This window comes from Streptomyces sp. a15 (assembly GCF_059026085.1).
The window spans coordinates 1-24,628 of record NZ_JBWLKM010000065.1; the positions used below are offsets into that span (position 1 = coordinate 1).

A 24,628-nucleotide genomic window follows, 5' to 3' on the forward strand; every position below is an offset into this window, starting at 1 on the left:
CCCACTTGGCCACCTGCTCGCCGTTGCGGTTGGGGCGGGTACTGCCGAGGATGATGCCGATCCTGGTCATGGAATTCCCTGAAGAGCGTGGAGGGTTGGCTTTCCCGAACGAACGTTCAGGACGTGTGGGGGAGGTGCTGGCCGGGGATGACGCCGAGGCGCCGCGCGCCCAGCCCTGCGGCCCTTATGGGGCGCCGCTGAGGCCCGGAGTGCCGGGCGCGGGTCGTACGGGGTTGGGTGCGCAGGTTCCCTACGCCCCTTGGCGGGGCGCCCTAGTGGCTCAGGATTGGAAGTCTGCGCGGTGGTCCTTGGCCCACTCGCCGAATGTGCGGGCTGGAGTGCCCGTGATCGTCTCGACCGTGGTCGTGATCTCCGGTGGTACGCCGACGATGGCCGCGAACCTCTTGAGGACGTCCTGCAGCATCGAGGGATCGACGTGGGGGAAGATGTCGGGGCCCACCTGGTCCGGGGGGATTTCGACGAAGTGCAGGTCGCGGTCGAGGGCCCGGCCGATGGCGGTGATCTGTTCGGTGGTCGTGACGGGCTCGGGGCCGGTGAGGCGGTGGACGGCGCCGGCGTGTCCGTCGTCGACGAGGGCGCGGGCTGCGACGGCGGCGATGTCGTCCTCGTGGATGGGTGCCCTGGTGAGGTCGGCGAAGGGGCCGTGGACGGTGTTGCCCGCGCGGATCTGCGGGGCCCACTGAAGGGAGTTGACGGCGAAGTCCATGGAGCGCAGGAAGGTCCACTCCAGGCCGCTGTCGCGAACCTGCTGTTCGGCGGTCGCGTGCCAGATGCGGATGGGGTTGGTTTCGTCGTCGGCGCCCTCGTTGATCGTCCCCGAGGAGAGCATCACGACGTGCCGGACGCCTGCCGCGCGGGCCGCGTCGAGCAGGTCGCCGGTCCGTTCCCCGGTGGCCTGTATCTGGAGGAACAGCTTGGTCGCGCCCTCCAACAGGTGGGTCGGCCGGTCGAGGTCGAGCCTGGTCACTTCCGCGCCGGAAGGGAGCGCGGCCTGTTCGGGGTTGCGGGTCAGTGCGCGGACGGGCTGGTCCTCGGCGACGAGTCGTTCGACGAGGGCGCGGCCTACGTTGCCGGTGGCGCCGGTCACCACGATCACGGTTGTCCTCCTTGGGCTGATCATTTTCTGGTGGTGGGAGCTTCCGCTGTGCGGGGCGGCGCATGCGGGATGGGTGCCGTACGAGAGGATGATGATACATCAACCATTGACACGTCAATGCTCTGCTTGTTCAACGCTTGGCACACTGGAGGTAGGGCTTGGTCGTCTGTCGGTGGCGTGTCCGGTTGAGGGGCTGTGTCATCGACCGGTGTGTGACACCTCGACACCTGGGGAGTTGGATGAAGTCCGGTGCGGTCTGGAGGACCTCGCCGCGGATGCGTTCGAGCCGTTCGCACGGGCAGACCACCAGCCCGTGGGATCCGGTGCATGTGCGGGCCCGGCTCGCATGGGAGATGACCGCGGCGGTCAAACCAACCGCGCTGATCATTGATGACACGGGCTTCCTCAAGGGCAGCGACGCGTCGGCCTGCGTTGCATCCGGCGGTTTGGGTCGGGCTGTAGCGCGCTCGGGGCGCTCACAAGGCTGTGAGCGTTCCGCCCCTTGTGGCGTCACGCTGCTCTCGCATCTGGTGAACGGCGACGGAGGCCGAAGCGCTTGACGCATCAACGATTGACATGTCATCTTTCTTTTGAACTTCCCCCACGGAACCGAGGAGACCCCGTGTCCCACAAGAACTCTCAAGTGAAGCCTCCGGTCAATCAGCGCGTGCTGACCCTCGGCATCACCCCTGACGCGCTTTCGCCGGACGATTTTCCGCCGGGGGTTGCGACGCTCGAGGACCTGATCGCCATGAGGAAGCGCAGCTGGGCTGCGCTCCAGGCCACAGGCATCGACGGCGAGGCGGGCTATGTCAGCCTGGACCCCGACGAGGCCGAGGCCGAGCTGCGCCGACTGTTCGACGGGCGCTCCTTCGGGGTGGTGCTCGTCGGCGGCGGCATCAAGAACGTCCCGGAGTACACCGTGCTGTTCGAACGGATCGTCAACGTGCTCATCGACCTCCAGCCCGACATCCGGTTGAGCTTCAGCTCACATCCAACGAACGTGCCCGAGGCGCTGCAACGCTGGCTTGACCGCTAGGGCCGGTGTGATGTCACGGTCGTCTTCCTACCGGATCCGGTAGGAAGACGACCGTGACGCGCAGACAACTCACCGATGAACAGTGGCAGGCGCGCGGTGGCGGGAGACGCCTCCAGCTGGTGGGGGCAGCGCGGCAAGGTACTGGCCACCGCGGTCGCTTTGCCTGATGTGGCACTAGCTGTGCCGGGGCTGACTCACCTGTGAAAAGAGCAAAAAGACCAAGGAGATAGTCAGCGGCTCGTACAACCATTCCCCCGGGCCTGATAGTCAACTGGGGCATGACTCCAGCGATATCCCGGTCCCGCCGCACGAGACTCCTGGCGGCCGGCGTGGCCGTCGGCGCGTTCATACCTGTCCTGGCCGCCGCCTCGCCCGCCGCCGCGGCCACACCGACCGTCAGCTGCACGTCCGCCAAGGCGGGCCTCGCCGCCAAGCTGAAGAAGGACATCACCGCCGCCCTCGCCAACCGCAAGGGCACGGTCGCGGTCGGCGTCTACGACCGCTCCACCAAGACCACCTGCACCCTGCGCCCCTCAACGGCCTTCGACTCGGCCAGCGTTGTGAAGGTCACCGTCCTCGCCACGCTGCTGTGGGACGCCAAGAAGCACAACCGGTACCTCACCGACCGCGAGGCCACCCTCGCCAAGGCCATGATCACCAAGTCGGACAACGCCGCGACCAGCACGCTCTGGAAGCAGCTCGGCCTGACGAAGATCAAGGGCTTCCTCACCGCCGCCGGCATGACCCAGACGAAACCCGGCGCGAACGGCTACTGGGGCCTGACCCAGATCACCGTCACCGACGAACAGAAACTGCTCAAGCTGGTCACCGCGAGCAACACGGTCCTGAGCGACAATTCCCGCGCCTACATCCGCAAGTTGATGGGCCAGGTCATCTCCTCGCAGCGCTGGGGAACGCCGTACGGAGTGCCGTCCGGAGTCTCCGTCGCCGTCAAGAACGGCTGGCTGCAGCGGGCCACCAACGGCTGGCGGGTGCACAGCGTCGGCGCGTTCAAGGGCAACGGCCACGACTACATGATCACGGTGCTCACCCACGGCAACAGCACCATGAACTACGGCATCACGACCATCCAGGGCGTCGCCAAGGTCGTGCACAGGGATCTGGCCGCGAGTTGAGCCCTCGACCCCGCGACACCCCCCGGCCCCTCGACGCTTCATGAGCCGGTCTCCCGTGCGTCACCGACCCGCCCTACGGTGACCCCATGCGATGATCGACCGTGACGGGACGCGGCTGATCAGCTCAGAGACCGAGCCGTCGGTGCGTCGCTACAGCCCCCAGGGCAAGATCCTCGACCGCCTCCCCGTCCCGCCCTCCCTCCAGGTCGCCCCGGCCGGCCGCGCCGTCTCCAACGGCACCTTCGAGGGGCTGACCATGCTCCCCGCCGGCCGTACCCTGCTCGCGTCGATGGAGTACGCCCTCTCCGGCGACAGCGCGGGCATCGTCCGCTTCCAGACCTGGGAGCGGCACCGCAAGGGCTTCGAGCTCGGCGCCCAGTACGCCTACGGCACGGACACCGGCCTCGGCGTCTCCGAGGTCCAGGCCACCCCCGACGGCCGGCTGCTCGTCCTGGAGCGCGGCTTCACCTCCGGTGTCGGCAACACGGTCCGCCTCTACCTGGCCGACCCGCGCCGCGCGACGGACACCAGCGGCATCGAGAACCTGACGGGCCAGGACGGCGTACGGCTGATCAAGAAGACGCTCCTCATGGACATCGCCGCCTGCCCGACCCTGGGTGCCACGGCGAAGCAGCCCCAGCCGAATCCGCTGCTGGACAACGTCGAGGGGATGGCGATCACGGGCTGGAGCAAGGGCCGCCTGAAGGTGCTCCTGGTCAGCGACGACAACCAGAACGCCGTGCAGACGACACGGTTCTACTACCTCCGGGTGCGTATCTGAGTCCTTCCTGCGCCCCGCCGCCCTCCGACCTTGGTCGTAGGACTGTGACGGAGGGATGAAATCCGCTTATTTTCGCGTTGGTGTCTTCCGGAAGATCAGGTCGAACGGAAGGCACCCGCGTGGCAGCGCAAAAGGGCGAGACACAGGGCTGGGCCCGCAGACTGGCCGGCTACGCCTGGCGCCACCGCACGGACGTCGTCCTCGCCCTCGGCTCCTCCCTCGGCGGCATGGCCGTCATGGCGCTGGTCCCCCTGGTCACCAAGGTGATCATCGACGACGTGATCGGCGACCAGAGCCGGGACATGGCCCCCTGGGCCGGCGCCCTGATCGTCGCGGCCGTCGCCGTCTACGTCCTCACCTACATCCGCCGCTACTACGGCGGCCGCCTCGCCCTGGACGTCCAGCACGACCTGCGGACCGAGATGTACGGGACGATCACCCGCCTCGACGGCCGCCGGCAGGACGAGCTGTCCACCGGCCAGGTCGTCGGCCGTGCCACCAGCGACCTCCAGCTGATCCAGGGCCTGCTCTTCATGCTCCCGATGACCATCGGGAACATCCTGCTCTTCCTGATCTCCCTGGTGATCATGGCGTGGCTGTCGCTGCCGCTCACCCTGGTCGCCCTGGCCGTCGCCCCGGCCCTGTGGTGGATCGCCAGGCGCAGCCGCAGCAAGCTCCACCCCGCCACCTGGTACGCGCAGGCCCAGGCCGCCGCCGTCGCGGGAGTGGTCGACGGCGCCGTCAGCGGCGTACGCGTGGTGAAGGGCTTCGGGCAGGAGGACCAGGAGACCGGGAAGCTCCGGGAGGTCGGCCGCCGGCTCTTCGCCGGGCGCCTGCGCACCATCCGCTTCAACTCCCGGTACACCCCGGCCCTGCAGGCCGTCCCCGCCCTCGGCCAGGTCGCGATGCTCGCGGTCGGCGGCTGGCTCGCGGTCCGCGGCCACATCACGCTCGGCACGTTCGTCGCCTTCTCCACCTACCTCGCCCAGCTCGTCGGCCCGGTCCGCATGCTCGCCATGGTCCTCACGGTCGGCCAGCAGGCCCGTGCGGGCACGGAACGCGTCCTGGAGCTCATCGACACCGAGCCTTCGATGCGGGACGGCACGAAGAAGCTTCCCGCCGACGCGCCCGCGACCGTCGAGTTCGACGACGTCTCCTTCGGCTACGACCATGAGCGCCCGGTTCTCGACGGGCTGAGCTTCGAGATCCGCCCCGGCGAGACCCTCGCCGTCGTCGGCTCCTCCGGCTCCGGCAAGTCGACCGTGTCGCTGCTGATGCCCCGCTTCTACGACGTGACCCGCGGCGCCGTCCTCATCGGCGGCCACGACGTCCGCGAGCTCACCCTCGACTCGCTGCGGGCCGCGATCGGCCTGGTCCCCGAGGACTCCTTCCTCTTCTCGGACACCGTCCGCAACAACATCGCGTACGGCCGTCCGGAGGCGACCCAGGAGGAGATCGAGGCCGCCGCCCGCGCCGCTCAGGCGGACCGTTTCATCAGGGAGCTCCCCGAGGGCTACGACACCACGGTCGGCGAGCACGGCCTCACCCTCTCCGGCGGCCAGCGCCAGCGCGTCGCGCTCGCCCGCGCGATCCTCACCGACCCGCGCCTGCTGGTCCTCGACGACGCCACCTCCGCCGTGGACGCCCGCGTCGAGCACGAGATCCACGAGGCCCTGCGGCAGGTCATGCAGGGCCGGACGACCCTGCTCATCGCCCACCGCCGCTCCACGCTCAACCTCGCCGACCGCATCGCCGTCCTCGACGGCGGCCGGCTCGCCGACCTCGGCACCCACGAGGAACTCCAGCAGCGGTCCGCCCTCTACCGCCGCCTCCTCACTGACCCGGACGAACTCGGCGGCGTCTCACCCGGCCACGCCCGGCCCGCCGAGCCGGCCGAGGACACCTCCGTACGGGACGAGCTGGACGCCGAGTTCGACGCCGAGAGCGGCATCACGCCCAGGCTCTGGGCGGGCGAGCGCGAGCGCCGGGACATCGCCATGGACGGCACCCCGGCCACCCCCGAACTCCTCGCCGAGGTCGACGCGCTGCCCCCGGCGACCGACACCCCGGGCATCGACGAGGCACGGGCGGTCGCCGCCGAGGAGTCGTACGGCCTGCGCAGGCTGCTGCGGGGCTTCGGCCTGCCCCTGCTGGTGAGCCTCGGCCTCGTCGCCGTGGACGCCGGCATGGGCCTGCTGCTCCCGGTGATGATCCGGCACGGCATCGACGACGGCGTCACCCAGATGGCCCTGGGCGCGGTCTGGGCCGCCTCCCTGCTCGCCCTGCTCAGCGTGTTCGTCCAGTGGGGCGCGCAGGTCGGCGAGATCCGGATGACCGGGCGGACCGGCGAACGGGTTCTGTACTCCCTGCGCCTGAAGATCTTCTCCCAGCTCCAGCGGCTCGGACTCGACTACTACGAGCGGGAGTTGACGGGCCGGATCATGACGAGGATGACGACGGACGTCGACGCCCTCTCGACCTTCCTGCAGACCGGCCTGGTCACCGCGTTCGTCTCGGTCGTCACCTTCTTCGGCATCATGGTCGCCCTGCTGGTGATCGACGTGGAGCTCGCGCTCGTCGTCTTCGCGACCCTGCCTCCGCTGATCGTCGCCACGTTCTTCTTCCGCCGGGCGAGCGTGAAGGCGTACGAACTGGCCCGTGAGCGGGTGTCGTTGGTCAACGCCGACCTTCAGGAGTCGGTGTCCGGGCTCCGGATCGTGCAGGCATTCCGCCGCGAGCACGACGGCAGCCGGCGGTTCGCGGAGCGCAGCGACAGCTACCGCCAGGCGCGCATCCGGGGCCAGTGGCTGATCTCGATCTACTTCCCGTTCGTGCAGTTCCTGTCGTCGGTGGCCGCCGCCGCCGTACTGATCGCGGGCGCGGGACGGGTCGACGCGGCGACCCTCACGACCGGCGCCCTGGTCGCGTACCTCCTCTACATCGACCTGTTCTTCGCGCCCGTCCAGCAGCTCTCCCAGGTCTTCGACGGCTACCAGCAGGCGACGGTGTCGCTGGGCCGCATCCAGGAGCTGCTCCAGGAGCCGACGTCGACCGAGAACGCCGACGAGCCGCTCCAAGTCCTCTCCCTGCGGGGCGAGATCGCCTTCGAGGACGTGCACTTCAAGTACGGCGATGAGGAGGAGGCCCTCACGGGCATCGACCTGCGCATCACCGCCGGCCAGACGGTCGCCTTCGTCGGTGAGACGGGCGCGGGCAAGTCGACCCTGGTCAAGCTGGTCGCCCGCTTCTACGACCCGACGGGCGGCCGGGTGACCGTCGACGGCACCGACCTGAAGACCCTGGACCTCACCTCCTACCGGCACCGCCTCGGAGTCGTCCCGCAGGAGGCGTACCTCTTCCAGGGCACCGTCCGCGACGCCATCGCCTACGGCCGCCCCGACGCCACCGACGCCGAGGTGGAGGCGGCGGCCCGCGCGGTCGGCGCCCACGAGATGATCGCCACGCTGGACGGCGGCTACCTCCACAAGGTCGCCGAACGCGGCCGCAACCTCTCCGCGGGCCAACGCCAGCTGATCGCGCTGGCCCGCGCCGAGCTGGTCGACCCGGACGTCCTCCTCCTCGACGAGGCGACCGCGGCCCTGGACCTGGCCACGGAAGCCCAGGTCAACCAGGCCACCGACCGCATCGCGGGCCGCCGTACCACACTCGTGGTCGCCCACCGGCTGACCACGGCGGCCCGCGCGGACCGCGTGGTCGTCATGGACCGCGGCCAGGTCGCCGAGGACGGCACGCACGAGGAACTGCTCGCGCGGGACGGCCGCTATGCCGAGCTGTGGCGGACGTTCGTGGGGGAGGACGCACCCGCGGCGGCCTGACCGAACCCGGTCACGCGCTTCGGTGACGACCGCGCAACCATCCGACATACGTCCCGCGTCCGTACACCAGTACGCTCATCGCGCGACAGGGGAGGGACGCTGTGGACAGGGGTGCTCTGATGCGTCGGCGGCCGGCGCTCGGTCTGGCTGTGCTGACCGCGTCCGTGCTGCTCGCGCTCGCCGCGCCGGGCAGTGCGCAGGCCGCCGAGACGTCCTGCGCGGGACGCAAGGTCAGGACGTTGTCGTTCTCCACCGGGTCCGTGCAGATCTACGAGCGAAATGGCTGGATCTGCGCGGTCACCCTCGCCAAGAGGCCCGGTGTCGAGCGGTACATGATGGTCAGCGTGCAGGCGCGTGGACTCCGCCCCGTGGTGGACGAGGGCCTGTACTCGCGCCTCGCCGGGCCGAGGAAGACGCACGCCGGTCAACGGAAGGTGCGGGTGAAGGGCGCGGTGGGCGGGGGGTCGGTCAGCTCCGGCTGGATTCGGTTCTGAATCACAGCCTTCGTACAGGGTTTTCCCCATCAAGAGCCCATCTCCCCTGGTGCTGAGGCGACTTGCTCCGCTAGCTTCCGGCGCACATCTGTCATTACTGGGGAGGGTGCATGCGCAAGGCGCTCAGATGGCTGCTGGCGCTCACGGTGCTCATAGGCACGTTGAGCACGGCGAGCGCGGCCACCGCCGCCGAGCCGGAGGCCACCGGCACCACCGGCACCAACGGCACCACCGCGGCCGCGGACATCAAGGAACAACTCCTCTCCATACCGGGGATGAGCCTGATCGAGGAGAAGCCCTACACCGGCTACCGCTTCTTCGTCCTCAACTACACCCAGCCGGTCGACCACCGGAACCCGTCCAAGGGCACGTTCCAGCAGCGGATCACCGTGCTGCACAAGGACGTCTCCCGCCCGACGGTCTTCTACACCGGCGGCTACAACGTCTCCACGAACCCGGGCCGCCGCGAGCCCACCCAGATCGTGGACGGCAACCAGGTCTCCATGGAGTACCGCTTCTTCACCCCGTCCCGGCCCGACCCGGCCGACTGGACCAAGCTGGACATCTGGCAGGCGGCCGGCGACCAGCACCGCATCTTCAAGGCCCTGAAGCCCCTTTACACCAAGAAGTGGATCTCGACCGGCGGCTCCAAGGGCGGCATGACCGCCACCTACTACGAGCGCTTCTACCCGAAGGACATGGACGGCGTCGTCGCGTACGTCGCCCCCAACGACGTGGTCAACAAGGAGGACTCGGCGTACGACCGCTTCTTCGCCACCGTCGGCACCAAGGAGTGCCGCGACCGGCTGAACGGGGTGCAGCGCGAGGCGCTGGTGCGCCGGGAGCCGCTGGAGAAGAGGTACGCGGCGTACGCGGCCGAGAACGGCTTCACCTTCGACACCGTCGGCAGCCTGGACAAGGCGTACGAGGCGACGGTGCTGGACTACGTCTGGGGCTTCTGGCAGTACAGCCTGCTCTCCGACTGCGACTCGATCCCGGCGGACGCGAAGAACGCGACCGACGACGACATCTGGACCTCGATCGACACCATCGCCGGGTTCTCCTTCTACACCGACCAGGGCCTGGCTCCGTACACGCCGTACTACTACCAGGCGGGCACCCAGCTCGGTGCGCCGACGATCGTGTTCCCGCACATCGAGAAGAAGTACATCCGCTACGGCTACCTGCCGCCCCGGTACTTCGTCCCGCGCGACATCTCGATGAAGTTCCAGCCGTACGCGATGCGTGACGTGGACACCTGGGTGAAGCACAACGCCCGCCACATGCTCTACGTCTACGGCGAGAACGACCCGTGGGGCGCGGAGCCGTTCCGCCTCGGCAAGGGCGCGAAGGACTCGTACGTCTTCACCGCCCCCGGCCTCAACCACGGCGCGAACGTGGCCGGTCTGGTCCCCGACCAGAAGGCCTTCGCCACCGCCCGGATCCTTCAGTGGGCCGGCGTCGCGTCCGCCACCGTCCAGGCGGACCCGTCGACGGCGAAGCCGCTGGCGAAGTTCGACGCCAAGCTGGACAAGCGGGACGTGGAGCGGGAGCCCACCCTGCGTCCGTAACCACCGTGCTGCGCCCGGCCGTCGGTCCCCTCGCGGGTCACACCGGCCGGGCGCAGCCCACCGGGTGCTCGCCGCCCAGCTGGACGTACAGGGCCGTCGACAGCGGGCACTGGCTGCGTTTGTCGACCGCCTTGGTCACCTTGTGCTCCGGCTTCTTGCCGCCCTTGCCGTCGCACGCGGTCTCGCGGACCTGGCCGTCGCCCAGGCCGTAGACGCAGTCGCCGACGATGGTGCGCGGCCCGCCTCCGCCGCCCGGGTCGCCGGGATGCGGCGGGCCCAGGTTGCGCATACAGGCGTAGCCCTGCGGGATCGCCCCGTCGCCGTCCTCGTCGGACGCCTGGCTCTGTTCGCTGATGTGGAGCACGAAGTCCGTGGTCCCCGGGCACTGGGGCCCGTCGGCGACCGTGCCGTCGTGCCGGGCCACGACCCGGGCCGCCGCGCGCTCGCCGTCGCACGGCACCTCGGTGAAGCTGGTCGTGCCGAAGGAGCTGCACTCGTCGACGGCGAGGAACACCGCGCCGTACCCCGAGGTCCGGGACGGCGAGGGCGTCACCGCCGTGCCCAGCCGCCCGTCCTCCTCGCCGGCGCCCGCACCGGACGCCGGCCCCGAACATCCCGACAACAGGACGGCCAGCACCGCCAGCAGTGCGCACACCGCCCCCACGGAACATCTCTCGCGCATCGCCATCCCCCCGGGTCCCCCGCCCAGCGTGACCCGCCACGGCGGGCGCACGCCAGACATCCAGGGTGCTTTGAGCCTTTTGGGGGGCGTGCGCCGGTTGTGTGACGTACGGGCGCTACGTCCGGCGGCTACCTCTGGTGCCCGGACGGCTCCCTCTGGTCTACGTCCGGTACGACAACCCGTGCCCGACCGGATACAGCACCCGCGCCGGATCGTCCGCCCGCTGCACCGGCACCGGCAGCTTCCCGCGCGGCGCCACCCGCCCCGCGATCACCCGGGCGGCGGCCCGCAGTTCGACGTCGGTCCAGGAGTACGCCGCCAGGCAGGCGGGCACGGAGGGCAGGTGGGCCACGTCGTACGGATTCCGGATCGCGACCGCCACCACCGGCTTCCCGGTCGCCACCAGCTGCTCGACGAGCGTCTTCTGCGCACTGGTCGCGCCGACGTTGTACGTCCCGACCACCACCGCGTCCGCGTCCCGGGCCGCCGCGACGGCCCGGGCGATGGTGGCGGCCGAGGGGGCCGTGCCCGTCGACAACGCGGTGGCCGTGAAGCCGAGTTCGGTGAGCGCGCCGGCCAGCACCCCGGTGGGCGGCCCGGTCGTCCCGGACGGTGAGGCGGGATCGGCGCCGACGACGAGCACCTTGGGATGCGTACGCCGGGACAGCGGCAACAGCCGCCCCTCGTTCACCAGCAAGGTCGTCGTCCGCTCGGCGATCAGGTCGGCCGCCGCCAGATGGCCCTTGGCCCCGACGGTGTCGGTGACCCCTGCCTGAGTGACGTAGGGCTCCTCGAACAGCCCAAGCTTCCCCTTCAGCCGCAGCACCCGCAGGACCGACTCGTCGAGCCGCGCCTCGGTGAGCTCCCCGTCCTGTACGGCCTTCAGGACGGCGTTCCACGCGACGGCCAGGGAGGGCGGGTCGAGGAGCTGGTCCGCTCCTGCCTTCAGCGCGAGCACCGGCACGCGGTCGTCGCCGTACTTCTCCCGTACGCCCTGCATGCCGAGGTCGTCCGTCACCACCACCCCGTCGTAGCCGAGCTTCTCGCGCAGGATGCCGGTGAGGATCGGGTGGGAGAGGGTGGCCGGGTCGCCGGTGGGGGTCCCCCCGCTCGAGCGAAGTCGAGAGTGGGGGATGTCGAGGGCCGGGACCATGATGTGCGCGGTCATGATCGAGTCGATGCCGGCGCGGACGGCGGCCCGGAAGGGCGGCGCGTCGAGCTCGTCCCACTGTGCGCGCGTGTGGTTGATGACCGGGAAGCCGTAGTGGCTGTCGACGGCGGTGTCGCCGTGCCCCGGGAAGTGCTTGGCGGTCGCGGCGACCCTGGAGCGCTGGTAGCCGGCGACCTCGGCGGCGACCAGCCCGGCCACCGCGCCCGGTTCGGCGCCGAAGGACCGTACGCCGATCACCGGGTTCGCCGGGTTGACGTTCACGTCGGCGACGGGGGAGTAGTTCTGCCGGATGCCCATCGCCCGCAGCTCCCGGCCCGCCACGAGGCCGAGGGTGCGGGCGTCGGTGCGGGAGCGCCCGGCGCCCATGGCCATCGCGCCCGGGAAGAGGGTGGCGGGCTTCCCGACCCGGCAGACGATGCCGTGCTCCTGGTCGGTGGAGATCAGCATGGGCAGCCCGCGCGGCTGCTCCAGGGAGGCCCGCTGGATCCCGTTCGACAGGTCCGCGATCTGATGGGGCGCGCGGGTGTTGTGCGCCCAGGCGAAGTAGATGATCCCGCCGACCCGGTACTTGGCGACCACCTCGGCGGCCGTGCGCACGCCGAGCTCCGCGAGGTTGGCGTCGATGTCGGCCTGGTCGGGGGCGGTGGCGGAGTGGCCGTAGACCCGCGTCACGAAGAGCTGGCCGACCTTCTCCTCCAGCGTCATGCGGGAGACGAGGGTGCTCAGATGCCGGTCGTCGGGGGCGGCGTACGACGTCCCGCCGACCGTCAGTGCGGCGGTGGCGCCGGCGGAGGCGGCGAGCACGGTACGTCTGGAGGGGCGTGCGGTGTTTCCCGTGCTGCCGGTGCTTCCCGTGCCTGCGGTGTTTCCCGTGCCTGCGGTGCTGGAGTCGCGCACGTGCGCTCCTTCCCTCGTGAAGGAAACTTCCGAGCTGTCAGCAATATCCGGGAAGTTTCTGCCAGTCAAGGGAGCGCACAGTAACGCGGGCAGGGGCCTGGACCGGGCAGGCGGCACTGTCGGGAGAGGGGCCGCCATCGGCGCAGTTGGAGGGGGGCGCGCCGATGGCGGCATGCTGCCGGCCGCGGTTCGGCGGAGAGGGTAAGTCAGCGTTCGCAGCCAGCAGCGAGGCCGACACCGGACCACGGTGACTCTCCGGCAGCTTGCGGGTTGGACGAGCGGGATCGGGGCGGGGTTCCCGGTTTCCGGAAGTTGGTGCGGGCGCGCGCAGGGGGGGCGGGAGGGACAGGAGGGCCGCCAGCCCGCCCGGCGCGCCGAATTTCTCCAACCCCCCTGCATTCCGGGGTGGTTGGCATCATGATCTGCCCCAGGGAGCCCGAAACGGGCCGACATCAGGAGGCAGCACGTGAGTACGAAGACCGGCCCTCAGAGATACCCCGGCGCCAGCCGCGCGAACTGGTACCAGGACGACTATCCCGGTTCGGCGATGGAGGTCAACGTCGTCGTCCTGCACACCACCGAGGGCCGCAGCCTGCCCGGCTACGGCGGTGGTTCCTCGGCGCCGAACCTGACGGCGGTGCCGGACCTCGCCGCCAAGAAGCTGAAGTGGTATCAGCACTTCGACATCGAGAGCTCGTCCAGGGCCCTCGTCAACAAGGCCCAAGGTGTCGAGACGAACACCCTGAACGTCTGCCAGGTGGAGCTGGTCGGCACCTGCGACCCCAAGACCCACGCCAAGTGGAAGGCCGCCGGCCAGGCCCACATCTACTGGCCGGACGCCCCCGACTGGGCCCTGCGGGAGGTCGCGCGGTTCCTGGCGTGGATGCACGAGGAGCACGGCGTGGCGCTGTCCGGCCCGAAGGCGTGGCCGGCGTACCCCACGTCGTACGCGAACAGCGGCGACCAGCGGATGTCGTTCGCCGAGTGGAAGGGGTTCAAGGGCGTCTGCGGCCACATGCACGTGCCGGAGAACAGCCACGGCGACCCCGGCGCGATCGACTTCGCCCGGGTGGTCAAGTACGCCAAGGACGATCTCGACCTCGGCGACGAGACCCCGCCGCAGACCACGCCGTCCAAGCCGTCGAAGCCGTCGAAGCCCAAGGTGCCGGCGTTCCCCGGCCGCAAGTACTTCACGGACGGGGCCTCGAACGCGTACGTCCTCCAGCTCGGCAAGCAGCTGGTGAAGCGCGGCTTCGGCGACCACTACAAGGTGGGCCCGAGCCGGAGCTGGGGCGAGGCGGACCGGCTCAACGTGCGGGACTTCCAGAAGTCCCGCAAGGAACTGCGCGGCGACGCGGACGGCCGTCCGGGCCCGCTGACCTGGCGGCTGCTCTTCTCCTGACCGCCCGGGACCGCGGACCGTTCAAGGTCCCCTCCAAGGTCCACTCCGCGGACGTTCCGGCACGTGGGGCGGGGGTCGGGTCAGCATGGCCCCATGGCCGTCGTACAGATCCCCGGTTCCAAGTCCGTCACCGCCCGCGCCCTCTTCCTGGCGGCCGCGGCCGACGGCGTCACCACCCTTCTGCGCCCGCTCCGCTCGGACGACACGGAGGGCTTCGCCGAGGGCCTGGTACGGCTCGGCTATCGGGTCGGCCGGACCCCGGACGCCTGGCAGGTCGACGGCCGCCCGCAGGGCCCGGCGGTGACCGAGGCGGACGTGTACTGCCGCGACGGCGCCACCACCGCCCGCTTCCTGCCGACCCTGGCGGCGGCCGGCCACGGCACGTACCGCTTCGACGCCTCGCCCCAGATGCGCCGGCGCCCCCTGCTCCCGCTGACCCGGGCCCTGCGCGACCTGGGCGTGGAGCTGCGGCACGAGGAGGCCGAGGGTCACCACCCGCTGACGGTGGTGGCGGCGGGCGTCGAGGGCGGCGAGGTCACGCTGGACGCGGGCCAGTCCTCGCAGTACCTGACGGCGTTGCTGCTGCTGGGCCCGCTGACGCGGACCGGTCTGCGGATCGCGGTGACGGACCTCGTCTCGGCGCCGTACGTGGAGATCACACTCGCGATGATGCGGGAGTTCGGGGTCGAGGTGCGGCGGGACGGGAACGTCTTCGACGTCCCGCCGGGCGGCTACCGGGCCACGACGTACGCGATCGAGCCCGACGCCTCCACCGCCAGTTACTTCTTCGCGGCGGCGGCCCTGACCGGCGGCGAGGTCACGGTCCCCGGCCTCGGCACGGGGGCGCTCCAGGGCGACCTCGGCTTCGTCGACGTACTGCGGCGGATGGGCGCCGAGGTGACGATCGGTGCGGACGCCACGACGGTCAGGGGAACCGGCCGCCTGAACGGCCTTACGGTCGCCATGCGGGACATCTCGGACACCATGCCGACCCTGGCCGCGATCGCTCCCTTCGCCTCCGGCCCGGTACGGATCGAGGACGTGGCGAACACCCGGGTGAAGGAGTGCGACCGTCTGGAGGCCTGCGCGGAGAACCTGCGACGGCTGGGGGCGACGGTGCAGACGGGCCCGGACTGGATCGAGATCCGGCCGGGTGGAGCGGCCGACGGCCTGGTGGGTGCCGAGATCACGTCGTACGGCGACCACCGCATCGTGATGTCCTTCGCGGTGACGGGGCTGCGCACGCCGGGAATCTCGTTCGACGACCCGGGCTGCGTACGCAAGACTTTCCCCGGTTTCCATGAGGAGTTCGGGGCGCTGCGCGCACGGTTGTGAGGGACGGCGAGGGTGAGCTTCAAGCTGGAGGGGCCAGTCCTGGAGGGCGCGTTGGTCCGCCTGGAACCACTGGAGCACCGGCACGCGGCCGGGCTGGCGCAGGCGGCGGAGGAGAACCGGGACACCTACGCGTTCACCTGGGTCCCCCGGGCCGACGAGGTCCCCGCGTACATCGACGCACAGCTCGCCCGCGCGGCCACGGGACGACTCGCGCCGTACGTCCAGATCTCCGCGCGCACGAGCCGGGTCGTCGGCGCCACGTCCTTCTGGGAGCCCCGCTGCTGGCTGACCGACGATCAACTGGACGCCGTCGAGGTCGGCTTCACCTGGCTCGCCGCCTCCGCCCAGGGCACCGGCATCAACACCGAGGCCAAGCTCCTGCTCTTCCGGCACGCCTTCGAGAAGTGGGGCGTCGCCCGGGTCGACCTCAAGACGGACGCCCGCAACGACCGCTCCCGCGCGGCCATCCAGAAGGCCGGCGCCCGCTTCGAGGGCGTCCTGCGCAACTGGTCCCGCTCCTGGGCGCCGGGCGAGGACGGCCGGCTGCGCGACTCCGCGATCTTCTCGATCACGGCGGCGGAGTGGCCCCAGTGCCGGGGGCGGCTGGAGGAGCGGGTGGCGGGGTTGGCGGCGCGTGGGTAGCGGAGGGCCGTCCGGGGCCGGGGAGGCACCGATACGACCCGCGCGGGGTGCGACGGGTTTCTGGGACCGGGGCGGCGAGCCCCTGCCGACGACGGACGTGAGGCTGTTCCGCGCCGCGTGCTTCGAGGCCGCCAGGAAAGGCGGCGGGCCTCGCGTCGACGTGCTGACGATCCCCGGAATGCCGAGCTTCGAGGCCGTGACGATCGCCGGACGTGGGGAGTCGCGCACCGTCCTGTGCCACGCCCACCTGCCGCTCGTCGCCTTCACGGACACCCCGCCGGAGCCGGGACGCCCGCTGTCGGGGTTCGTGGACCGGCCTGGGCCGAGGCCTTCGGGGCGGCAGGGAACTGGCGGCGTGCGAGCTGGAGCAGCTGCGCTACTGGCAGCCGGATACGCTGAGCGACCTGCTGTTCAACTGGTGGGACTGAGAGAGGCGTTGGCCGTGAACCCGAGGAACTCCCCATGACGCCGGACCGATCCACCATCCGCAGGCCGGTGCTGTCCACCGAGTTGGACACCGTCGTCACGGCCGGCAGCGCACTCCTGTGGTACGCCATCGCCGCGCTCCTCTATATGGAGAACGAGGCCCACGAGCCCTGGGACCCGGACTACCCCAGCGCCCGCCCCTTCTTCCTGCTCGCCTACACGGCCGGGGCATCGCTGCTGCTCACGTGGGCCCTGCGCCGCCTCCCTGCCGGACGGGCCGGAGAGGTCGGAGAGACAGGAGAGACAGGAGAGGTCGGAGAGGCCGGAGAGGCCGGACGGCTGGGCAGGATCCTCGACGGGGTGCCCCTGGTCCGAGTGGGCGCGCTGGTCGCGGTATGGGCGGCCCTGGTCGTCGTCGCGGTCGTCACCTGACGTCCCCCGGAGGCCTGCCGATGACCGGCGCTCACGCGCCTACGACGGCCGCCGCCGTACGCAGTTCCTCCCGCACCGCCGCCAGCACCGGATCCCCCTCCGCCCCCGCCCGAACGGCCACGAAGACGTTCCGCGAGGGCGGCTCGCCCTCGGCCGGGCGCACGGCCAGGTCCCGGTGGGCGTACAACGGCCGCACCAGACGCGGCACCAGCGCCACCCCCTGACCCGCCTCCACCAGCGCCGCCAGCGCCCCCCAGTCGTTCACCGCGTGCCGGACGTCCGGCGTGAAGCCGGCCGCCGCGCACACCGACCGGGCCACCGCACCGCAGCAGCTCCGGGCGTCCCCGACGATCCACGCCTCGGTGGCCAGCTCCCGCAACGCCACTCGCTCGCGGCCGGCGAGGCGATGCCCGGTCGGCAGCGCCACGTCCAGGACATCGGTGAACAGGTCCACCCGGCTGTACCGCCGGTCCGTGTGGGGCGGCGCCGCCGCGAAGTCCACCGCCACGGCCACGTCCACCTGGCCCCCGTCGAGCGCGGTGAACAGGTCCGGCGGTTCGGCCTCCACGACGTCGATACGGACGTGGGGGAGGCGATCGCCGAGGGCGCGCAACGCGGCCGGCAGCAGGCCCAGGATGCCGCTGGAGAAGCAACCGACCGTCACCGCACCCCGGCCGCCCTCCCCGTACGCCGCCAAGTCGGCCCGCGCCCGCTCCAGTTGGGCGGCGATCAGATCGGCGTGGGCGAGCAGGACCCGGGCCTGCCCGGTCAGCCGTACGCCCCGCCCGTCCCGTTCCGTCAGCGGTACGCCCGCCTCGCGGGCCAGCGTCGCGAGCTGCTGGGAGACCGCCGAAGGCGTCAGATGCAGGGCCGCCGCCGTACGCGCCAGACTGCCCCGGCGCTGCAGCTCGCGCAGGACGTTCAGACGACGCAGGTCAACTGTGAAGGTCTCGCTTACCTGTTCCACCACAAAAGATTAACTGGACCTGAGTGACGGGGATCGGAAAGCATCGAGTCATGACCGCCGACGCCTCTTACCTCATCCTCCACGGCTGGCAGAACCACCGGCCCACGGACCACTGGCAGCACTGGCTTGCCGACCGGCTCACCGCCCTCGGTCACCACGTCACCTACCCGCAGCTGCCCGACGCCGACGACCCCGACCTGGACGTCTGGCTGGACGAGCTGGCCCGGCACCTCGGCGCGCTCCGCGGGGCCGGCGAGCGGGTCGTCGTCGCGCACAGCGCCTCCGCCCTGCTGTGGCTGCACGCCGTCGCCCGTGCCGTGCCGGGTGCCGGGGACGTCGACCGGGTGCTCCTCGTCGCCCCGCCCTCGGCCTCCGTACTCGTACGGCACCCGGAGGTCGCCGCGTTCGCCGCGCCGCCCCTCGACTTCGCCCTCCCCACGCCCACCCTCCTCGTCGCCGGCGACGACGACCCGTACTGCCCGGAGGGCGCGCGCACTCTCTTCGGCGACCCGCTCGGCATCCCGACCGAGATCCTCCCCGGCGCCGCCCACCTCGACCTGGACGCCGGGTACGGGGCCTGGCCCGCCGTACTGGACTGGTGCCTGGACCCGGAAGCGAAGATCACGGCGCGTCCGGCGGCCTGGTCCCGGGAGTGATTCAGGCGCTGTCGTTGAGCAGCCGGGCCAGGTGGTCGTGGCCCGCGCGCAGCAGGTCGGGGAGCGGGGCGGCCGCCTCGTACCACCGCTTCTCGTACTCCCAGCACAGCCAGCCGTCCCAGCCGTGGCGGGAGAGGACGTCGACGCACTCGGTGAGGGGGAGGACGCCGGCGCCGAGGCGGAGCGGGGTCGTGTCGTCGGGGGAGGCGATGTCCTTGACCTGGACGTATCCGAGGTAGGGGGAGAGGGCCGCATAGGTCTCCGAGGGCTGTTCGCCGCCCAGCCAGGTGTGCATGACGTCCCAGAGGGCGCCGACCTGGCGGTGGCCGACCCGGCCGAGGACACGGATCGCGTCGGCGCCGGTGCGGTGCGAGTCGTGGGTCTCGAGGAGGATGCGGACGCCGAGGTCCCCGGCGTACTCGGCGGCCGTGCCGAGGCGACGCGCGGCCGTGGCGTCGGCCTCCTCCCGGCTCTGCTCGGCGCCGCCGCCGGGGAACACCCGGATGAAGGGGGCGCCCAGGTCGCGGGCGAGGTCGAGCAGGCGGCGCATCTCCTCGATCACGGGAGCGTCGTCGCCCGGCGCGGCCACCCGCGCGTACCCCGCGATCCCCAGGACCTCCACGCCCGCCGCCTTGAACTCGGCGGCCACGTCCGCGCGTCGGGCCAGGTCGAGGCCGGGATGGACCGGCTCCTCCGGATCCGCGCGCAGTTCGACACCGTGGTAGCCGTACGTCGTCGCGAGCCGCAGCACTTCGGGGAGGGGCAGGCCGGGGACACCGAGGGTGGAGAACGCCAGTTTCATGGTCCCTACTGTCACTCGCCGGTGCCGCTGAGGTCCAGGCGCCAGTCCTGGCCGATCAGGTCCTTTCCGAACGAGCGGTGGGGTTTCTCGGCGACGAGGGCGAAACCGTGGCGCTGGTAGATGTGGCGGGCGGAGGTGAGGACGTCGTTGGTCCACAGGACCAGATCGCGGTAACCGACACCGCGCGCGAAGTCGACGACCGCCCGGACCAGCCGGTCACCGATGCCGAGCCCCCGCGTGTCCGGCTCGACCAGCAGCAGCCGCAGCCGGGCGGTGGCGGGCGCCTCGTCCCGTACGCACATCACGCAGCCCACCGGCCGTCCGTCCAGCTCGGCGATCCACACCCGCTCCAGGTGCGGATCGTGGTCCTCCGCGAAGTCGGCGACGATCCTCGCGACCAGCCCCTCGTAGTCGGCGTTCCAGCCGTACTCGGCCGCGTACAGCGCGGCGTTGCGCTGCACGATCCAGCCGAGGTCGCCGGGGCCGGGCTCGCGCAGGACAACGTCCTCGGGCCGGGGCCGGGGCCGGTGCCCGTCGGCGAGGATCGTGCGGACCGTGCGCATCGCCTCGGCGAGACGGGGCCGGTCGTCGGCGGGAACGGTGGACAGCAGCGCGCCCACGCTCTCGTTCGCGCGCTCCGCGAGCAGAGCGGCGGTCTCGCGGCCGCGTGCGGTGAGCGTGATACGGCGTCGGCGCGGGTCCTGCCGGGAGGGCGCGCGCTCGATCAGGCCGTCCTGCTCGAACTTGTTCAGGATCCGGCTCAAGTACCCCGCGTCCAGGGAGAGCTCGCCACGCAGGTCGGCCGCGTCCGTACGCGTGGAGTGCGCGAGCTCGTACAGCACCCGGGACTCGGTGAGGGTGTAGGGGGCGTAGAGCTGACGGCTGTAGTCGAGGGCACCGATGACGTTCGTGTAGAAGCGGTTGAAGGCGCGGATGTCCTGGACGGTCATGTCGACCCACCCCCGATGCTCCGATGGTTGACTCAGCGATGGTTGACTCAGTCAGAGATATCGCTGGGTCGAGCGTAGGACGCGAGGGCGCCGTCCGTCCATGGCCGTGCGGCGCCCGCTCCGCCGGTGTGTCAAGCGTCCTTGGCGGCCCGGTACACGCACACCTGTGTCCCCGTCCTGAGGGAAGATCGACTTGCCGGCAGGGTGCGGGCGAGCGAGGGGCTGCCCATGATCAAGAGGCTGCCCCCGTCGCTCTCGCGCAGCTTGCCCAGGTGCGCGACGGCCTCCCGCTGGCGATACGGGTGGTGTTGTTCCAGGTCAGCTGCTCATCGGCGAGCCGTCCGGGACACCACGTACTTCGCCATCATCTGCCACGTACGCCGCCCGAACAGCAGCGCGTCGGCCTCCTGAAGCGCCGCGTCGAAGGCCCCGCCCACGACCTCCGGGTCGAAACTCATCGGTCACCATCAAGGCCCACTTCTCGACCGACCGAGTCGGGTGGTGGGTGGGCAAGGGCCGGGGGTCTGGGGGCGGAGCCCCCAGAAGAACCAACGCCGGGTCACCGAACAAGCACCGGCGAGCTCAACCCCGCGGCACCCCGGAGGACCCCCGCACCATCAACTCCCCCCGCACCGTCGCGATCCCTCCCGGCGGCGGCTCCTCGCGCCCCATCGCGATCCGCCCCGCCCGCGCCCCCGCCTCGGCCAAGGGCAGCCGAACCGTCGTCAGAGCGGGCACCGCGTCGATGCTGAAGGGAAGGTCGTCGAACCCGGCCACCGACACGTCGTCCGGAATCCGCAGCCCGGAGTCCCGCAGCGCCGCGCACGCCCCCAGCGCGACGGAGTCGTTCGCCGCCACCACCGCCGTGAGCGAGGGATCCCGACGGAGCAGCTCCAGCGTGGCCTCGTAGCCCGAGCGCCGGTCGTACCGCCCGTGGACGGTCCAGCGCGGGTCCTCGTCGATGCCGTGGGCCTTCAGGGCCTCCCGGTGGCCCTCCAGCCGGTGCCGGGTCGTCGTCCGTTCCTCGGGACCCGCGATGTAGCCCAGCCGCCGGTGCCCGAGCCCGATGAGGTGCTCGGTGAGCTCCCGCCCGCCCCCGCGGTTGTCGAAGGTCAGCGCGATCGCCCGGGTGTCCGGCGCCGGCGGTCTCCCGCACAGCACCACCCGCGTCCCCGCGTCCGCCATCTTCCGCAGCTTCGACGTCATGGCCGCCGCGTGCGGCACGTTCTCCATCGCACCGCCGGTCAGCACGACGGCCGCCGCCCGCTGCCGCTGCAGCAGCGTGAGGTAGGTCAGCTCGCGCTCCGGTGAGCCCCCGGTGTTGCACACGACCGCCAGCCGCTCGCCGCCGGCACGCCCGCCGGGCCCGCCCATCTCGGACTGGATCGCGCCCGCCATGATCCCGAAGAACGGGTCGGCGATGTCGTTCACCAGGATCCCGACCAGGTCGGACGTCGCCGCCGCCAGCGAGCTCGCCGGGCCGTTCAGTACGTAGTCCAGCTCGTCCACCGCCCGCAGCACCCGCTCACGGGTGGAGGCGGCGACGGGGTAGTTCCCGTTGAGCACGCGCGACACCGTCGCGGGGGAGACCTGGGCGCGGGCCGCCACGTCCGCCAGGGTCACCGTCATCTCGTCGTCCTCCGGTCGCGCATCTCGTCGTACCTCGTCGTACCTCGTCGTACACGGGCCAACGGCCCCCACCGGTTCCCACAGCTGTGGGCAAGCCAGGGGTAAGCCATGGACGAGCCATGGGTAAGCCAATGGTGTCGACCAGACCCTAAAGCCCCCACCCCCAGTTGTTCGCCCCCTCGAACAACTCAACCCCGTCACGGTCTTGTCTGGACCGCTGCTCAGAGGCTAGCTTCTCATCAGATAGAAAGCGCTTGCTGTAACGCTCATCAGTAGAGGCGTACGCGGCGCGCACAACCGCGTACGAAACGCGTACGACGCCTACGAAGGGAATGACGTGACACGCAAGACGGTGCGTATCGCCATGAACGGCGTGACCGGGCGCATGGGCTACCGCCAGCACCTGGTCCGCTCCATCCTGGCCCTCCGCGAGCAGGGCGGCCTCGACCTCGGCGACGGCACTGTGCTGTGGCCGGAGCCGATCCTGGTCGGCCGCCGTGAGCACGCCCTGCGGGCGCTCGCCGAGCGGCACGGCCTGGAGCACATCTCGACGGACGTGGACGCGGTCCTCGCCGACCCGACCGTCGACATCTACTTCGACGCCCAGGTCACCTCCGCCCGCGAGGAGGCGATCAAGAAGGCGATCGCCGCGGGCAAGCACATCTACACGGAGAAGCCGACGGCCACCGGCCTCGAAGGCGCTCTGGAGCTCGCCCGCCTGGCCAACGCGAAGGGCATCAAGCACGGCGTCGTCCAGGACAAGCTCTTCCTCCCCGGCCTGCTCAAGCTCAAGCGCCTCATCGACGGCGGCTTCTTCGGCCGGATCCTCTCCGTCCGCGGCGAGTTCGGCTACTGGGTCTTCGAGGGCGACTGGCAGGCGGCCCAGCGCCCGTCGTGGAACTACCGTGCCGAGGACGGCGGTGGCATCGTTGTCGACATGTTCCCGCACTGGGAGTACGTGCTCCACGAGCTGTTCGGCCGCGTGAAGTCCGTCCAGGCCATCGCCACCACCCACATCCCGCAGCGCTGGGACGAGAACGACAAGCCCTACGACGCGACGGCCGACGACGCCGCCTACGGCATCTTCGAGCTCGACGGCGGCGCGATCGCCCAGATCAACTCCTCGTGGGCGGTCCGCGTCAACCGCGACGAGCTGGTGGAGTTCCAGGTCGACGGCACCGAGGGATCCGCCGTCGCCGGTCTGCGCAACTGCCGTGTCCAGCACCGCAGCGCCACCCCCAAGCCGGTCTGGAACCCGGACATCCCCGCCACCGAGTCCTTCCGCGACCAGTGGCAGGAGGTCCCCGACAACGCCGAGTTCGACAACGGCTTCAAGGCCCAGTGGGAGCTCTTCCTCAAGCATGTCTACGCCGACGCCCCCTACCACTGGGACCTCCTCGCCGGCGCCCGCGGCGTCCAGCTCGCCGAGCTGGGCCTGAAGTCCTCGGCCGAGGGCCGTCGCCTCGACGTGCCGGAGGTCTCGCTGTGACCATCCGACTCCCCGACTTCAAGGGCGGGTTGCGGACCTACGAGCCCCGCCCCGAACCCCTCGCCGTCACCTCCGGCGCCGCCTTCACCTCCCGTACGGTCTTCTCGGCGGCCCACGTGGTGGCCGACCCGTACGCGGACGTGTCGCCGGACTCGCCCGCCGCCGTCGACTGGGACGCCACCCTCGCCTTCCGCCGCCACTTGTGGTCCCACGGGCTCGGCGTCGCCGAGGCCATGGACACCGCCCAGCGCGGCATGGGCCTGGACTGGGCGGGCGCGGCCGAGCTGATCCGCCGCAGCGCCGCCGAGGCCAAGGCGGTCGGCGGTCTCATCGCGTGCGGCGTCGGCACCGACCAGATCGCCGCCGGGACACTGGAAGAGGTCCGCGCGGCCTACGAGGAGCAGCTGGCCCTCGTGGAGGAGTCGGGCGCCCAGGCGATCCTCATGGCCTCCCGCGCCCTCGCGGCGGCCGCCAAGGGCCCCGAGGACTACCTCGACGTCTACGGCCACCTGCTCCGCCAGTCCGCCGAGCCGGTGATCCTGCACTGGCTCGGCCCGATGTTCGACCCGGCGCTGGAGGGCTACTGGGGCTCGTCCGACCTGGACGCGGCGACGGACACGTTCCTCGAGGTCATCGCCGCGCACCCGGACAAGGTGGACGGCATCAAGGTCTCCCTCCTGGACGCCCGACGCGAGGTCGACCTGCGCCGCCGGCTCCCGAAGGGCGTGCGCTGCTACACGGGCGACGACTTCAACTACCCCGAACTGATCGCGGGCGACGAGAAGGGCTTCAGCCACGCGCTGCTCGGCATCTTCGACCCGCTGGGCCCGCTGGCGGCGGAGGCGGTCCGCATCCTCGACACCGGGAACGTGGCCGCCTTCCGCGAACTCCTCGACCCCACCGTCGAGCTGTCCCGCCACCTCTTCCAGAAGCCGACCCGCTTCTACAAGACCGGCGTGGTGTTCCTGGCGTGGCTCGCGGGCCATCAGAGCCACTTCACCATGGTCGGCGGCCTCCAGTCGGCCCGCTCCCTCCCGCACTTCGCCCGCGCCTACGAACTCGCCGACGGCCTGGGCCTCTTCCCCGACCCGAAGCTGGCGGAGGAGCGCATGAAGAACCTGCTGAGCCTGTACGGAGTGACCCAGTGAGCACCGCGGACCTCTCCCGCTTCTCC

General features: G+C 71.0%; 19 protein-coding genes and 3 pseudogenes. 14 read left to right on the forward strand and 8 right to left on the reverse strand.

Going from position 1 to position 24,628, the window contains the following annotated elements:
• Positions 1 to 280: 280 nt before the first annotated feature.
• Positions 281 to 1,117: an SDR family oxidoreductase gene (locus AC5P09_RS39010; RefSeq protein ID WP_493878437.1), complete on the reverse strand. Its 837-nt coding sequence runs from the start codon at positions 1,115 to 1,117 to the stop codon at positions 281 to 283.
• 208 nt (positions 1,118 to 1,325) lie between these two features.
• Here AC5P09_RS39010 and AC5P09_RS39015 point away from each other — a divergent pair.
• The 7 genes and pseudogenes from AC5P09_RS39015 to AC5P09_RS39045 form a co-directional block, all read left to right on the forward strand.
• Positions 1,326 to 1,575 (forward strand): annotated as a pseudogene (locus tag AC5P09_RS39015) (transposase); the annotation flags it as partial.
• A gap of 164 nt (positions 1,576 to 1,739) precedes the next feature.
• Entirely contained in the window at positions 1,740 to 2,156 is a 417-nt protein-coding gene (locus AC5P09_RS39020) for a hypothetical protein (protein ID WP_493878438.1), read from the forward strand.
• A 278-nt stretch (positions 2,157 to 2,434) separates the two neighbouring features.
• Complete coding sequence (locus AC5P09_RS39025; RefSeq protein WP_493878439.1) at positions 2,435 to 3,292, forward strand: serine hydrolase; 858 nt, start codon at positions 2,435 to 2,437, stop codon at positions 3,290 to 3,292.
• 91 nt (positions 3,293 to 3,383) lie between these two features.
• Positions 3,384 to 4,073, forward strand: a pseudogene (locus AC5P09_RS39030) (esterase-like activity of phytase family protein); the annotation flags it as partial.
• A 119-nt stretch (positions 4,074 to 4,192) separates the two neighbouring features.
• Positions 4,193 to 7,909: an ABC transporter ATP-binding protein gene (locus tag AC5P09_RS39035; protein ID WP_493878440.1), complete on the forward strand. Its 3,717-nt coding sequence runs from the start codon at positions 4,193 to 4,195 to the stop codon at positions 7,907 to 7,909.
• Between the two features lie 119 nt (positions 7,910 to 8,028).
• Positions 8,029 to 8,403: a hypothetical protein gene (locus tag AC5P09_RS39040; protein WP_493878441.1), complete on the forward strand. Its 375-nt coding sequence runs from the start codon at positions 8,029 to 8,031 to the stop codon at positions 8,401 to 8,403.
• A gap of 110 nt (positions 8,404 to 8,513) precedes the next feature.
• A complete protein-coding gene (locus AC5P09_RS39045) occupies positions 8,514 to 9,974 on the forward strand; it encodes a S28 family serine protease (RefSeq protein ID WP_493878442.1) in 1,461 nt (486 codons plus the stop codon).
• 37 nt (positions 9,975 to 10,011) lie between these two features.
• On the opposite strand, the gene AC5P09_RS39050 is transcribed toward AC5P09_RS39045, so the two are convergent.
• Entirely contained in the window at positions 10,012 to 10,656 is a 645-nt protein-coding gene (locus tag AC5P09_RS39050) for a hypothetical protein (protein ID WP_493878443.1), read from the reverse strand.
• A 160-nt stretch (positions 10,657 to 10,816) separates the two neighbouring features.
• A complete protein-coding gene (locus AC5P09_RS39055) occupies positions 10,817 to 12,724 on the reverse strand; it encodes a glycoside hydrolase family 3 protein (RefSeq protein ID WP_493878444.1) in 1,908 nt (635 codons plus the stop codon).
• 466 nt (positions 12,725 to 13,190) lie between these two features.
• Here AC5P09_RS39055 and AC5P09_RS39060 point away from each other — a divergent pair, with 466 nt between their 5' ends.
• From AC5P09_RS39060 to AC5P09_RS39075, 4 genes are all read left to right on the forward strand, one after another.
• Positions 13,191 to 14,126: a peptidoglycan-binding protein gene (locus AC5P09_RS39060; RefSeq protein ID WP_493878445.1), complete on the forward strand. Its 936-nt coding sequence runs from the start codon at positions 13,191 to 13,193 to the stop codon at positions 14,124 to 14,126.
• A 93-nt stretch (positions 14,127 to 14,219) separates the two neighbouring features.
• Complete coding sequence (gene aroA, locus AC5P09_RS39065) at positions 14,220 to 15,461, forward strand: 3-phosphoshikimate 1-carboxyvinyltransferase (protein WP_493878446.1); 1,242 nt, start codon at positions 14,220 to 14,222, stop codon at positions 15,459 to 15,461.
• 12 nt (positions 15,462 to 15,473) lie between these two features.
• A complete protein-coding gene (locus AC5P09_RS39070; RefSeq protein ID WP_493878447.1) occupies positions 15,474 to 16,103 on the forward strand; it encodes a GNAT family N-acetyltransferase in 630 nt (209 codons plus the stop codon).
• 462 nt (positions 16,104 to 16,565) lie between these two features.
• Positions 16,566 to 16,961 (forward strand): hypothetical protein, encoded by a 396-nt coding sequence (locus tag AC5P09_RS39075; RefSeq protein ID WP_493878448.1) that lies wholly within the window; start codon positions 16,566 to 16,568, stop codon positions 16,959 to 16,961.
• Positions 16,962 to 16,992: 31 nt separating this feature from the next.
• Here AC5P09_RS39075 and AC5P09_RS39080 read toward each other — a convergent pair whose 3' ends face one another.
• The gene (locus AC5P09_RS39080) at positions 16,993 to 17,928 is read right to left on the reverse strand and encodes a LysR family transcriptional regulator (protein WP_493878449.1); all 936 of its coding nucleotides are present in this window, start codon (positions 17,926 to 17,928) and stop codon (positions 16,993 to 16,995) included.
• A 50-nt stretch (positions 17,929 to 17,978) separates the two neighbouring features.
• Between AC5P09_RS39080 and AC5P09_RS39085 the strand changes: the two genes are divergently transcribed.
• Complete coding sequence (locus AC5P09_RS39085; protein ID WP_493878450.1) at positions 17,979 to 18,584, forward strand: RBBP9/YdeN family alpha/beta hydrolase; 606 nt, start codon at positions 17,979 to 17,981, stop codon at positions 18,582 to 18,584.
• Between the two features lies 1 nt (position 18,585).
• On the opposite strand, the gene AC5P09_RS39090 is transcribed toward AC5P09_RS39085, so the two are convergent.
• From AC5P09_RS39090 to AC5P09_RS39105, 4 genes and pseudogenes are all read right to left on the reverse strand, one after another.
• Positions 18,586 to 19,386, reverse strand: coding sequence for a sugar phosphate isomerase/epimerase family protein (locus tag AC5P09_RS39090; protein WP_493878451.1), 801 nt, complete (start codon positions 19,384 to 19,386; stop codon positions 18,586 to 18,588).
• A gap of 11 nt (positions 19,387 to 19,397) precedes the next feature.
• The gene (locus AC5P09_RS39095) at positions 19,398 to 20,336 is read right to left on the reverse strand and encodes a bifunctional helix-turn-helix transcriptional regulator/GNAT family N-acetyltransferase (RefSeq protein ID WP_493878452.1); all 939 of its coding nucleotides are present in this window, start codon (positions 20,334 to 20,336) and stop codon (positions 19,398 to 19,400) included.
• A gap of 200 nt (positions 20,337 to 20,536) precedes the next feature.
• Positions 20,537 to 20,788 (reverse strand): annotated as a pseudogene (locus AC5P09_RS39100) (dihydrofolate reductase family protein); the annotation flags it as partial.
• Positions 20,789 to 20,918: 130 nt separating this feature from the next.
• Positions 20,919 to 21,965 carry a LacI family DNA-binding transcriptional regulator gene (locus AC5P09_RS39105; protein WP_493878453.1) on the reverse strand — a complete coding sequence of 349 codons (1,047 nt, stop codon included), beginning with the start codon at positions 21,963 to 21,965 and terminating at the stop codon, positions 20,919 to 20,921.
• A gap of 337 nt (positions 21,966 to 22,302) precedes the next feature.
• On the opposite strand from AC5P09_RS39105, the gene AC5P09_RS39110 reads away from it, so the two are divergent.
• On the forward strand, positions 22,303 to 23,454 hold the full coding sequence (locus tag AC5P09_RS39110; protein WP_493878454.1) for a Gfo/Idh/MocA family protein: 1,152 nt from the start codon (positions 22,303 to 22,305) through the stop codon (positions 23,452 to 23,454).
• Complete coding sequence (locus AC5P09_RS39115) at positions 23,451 to 24,602, forward strand: dihydrodipicolinate synthase family protein (RefSeq protein WP_493878455.1); 1,152 nt, start codon at positions 23,451 to 23,453, stop codon at positions 24,600 to 24,602. Before AC5P09_RS39110 ends, AC5P09_RS39115 begins: the two co-directional genes overlap by 4 nt.
• Positions 24,603 to 24,628: the final 26 nt, after the last annotated feature.

Coding starts and splice junctions, on each gene's coding strand:
- AC5P09_RS39025 (WP_493878439.1), top strand. CDS start 2,435: ATGACTCCAGCGATATCCCGGTCCCGCCGCACGAGACTCCTGGCGGCC.
- AC5P09_RS39040 (WP_493878441.1), top strand. CDS start 8,029: ATGCGTCGGCGGCCGGCGCTCGGTCTGGCTGTGCTGACCGCGTCCGTG.
- AC5P09_RS39045 (WP_493878442.1), top strand. CDS start 8,514: ATGCGCAAGGCGCTCAGATGGCTGCTGGCGCTCACGGTGCTCATAGGC.
- AC5P09_RS39050 (WP_493878443.1), bottom strand. CDS start 10,656: ATGCGCGAGAGATGTTCCGTGGGGGCGGTGTGCGCACTGCTGGCGGTG.
- aroA (WP_493878446.1), top strand. CDS start 14,220: ATGGCCGTCGTACAGATCCCCGGTTCCAAGTCCGTCACCGCCCGCGCC.
- AC5P09_RS39075 (WP_493878448.1), top strand. CDS start 16,566: ATGACGCCGGACCGATCCACCATCCGCAGGCCGGTGCTGTCCACCGAG.
- AC5P09_RS39085 (WP_493878450.1), top strand. CDS start 17,979: ATGACCGCCGACGCCTCTTACCTCATCCTCCACGGCTGGCAGAACCAC.
- AC5P09_RS39090 (WP_493878451.1), bottom strand. CDS start 19,386: ATGAAACTGGCGTTCTCCACCCTCGGTGTCCCCGGCCTGCCCCTCCCC.
- AC5P09_RS39095 (WP_493878452.1), bottom strand. CDS start 20,336: ATGACCGTCCAGGACATCCGCGCCTTCAACCGCTTCTACACGAACGTC.
- AC5P09_RS39105 (WP_493878453.1), bottom strand. CDS start 21,965: ATGACGGTGACCCTGGCGGACGTGGCGGCCCGCGCCCAGGTCTCCCCC.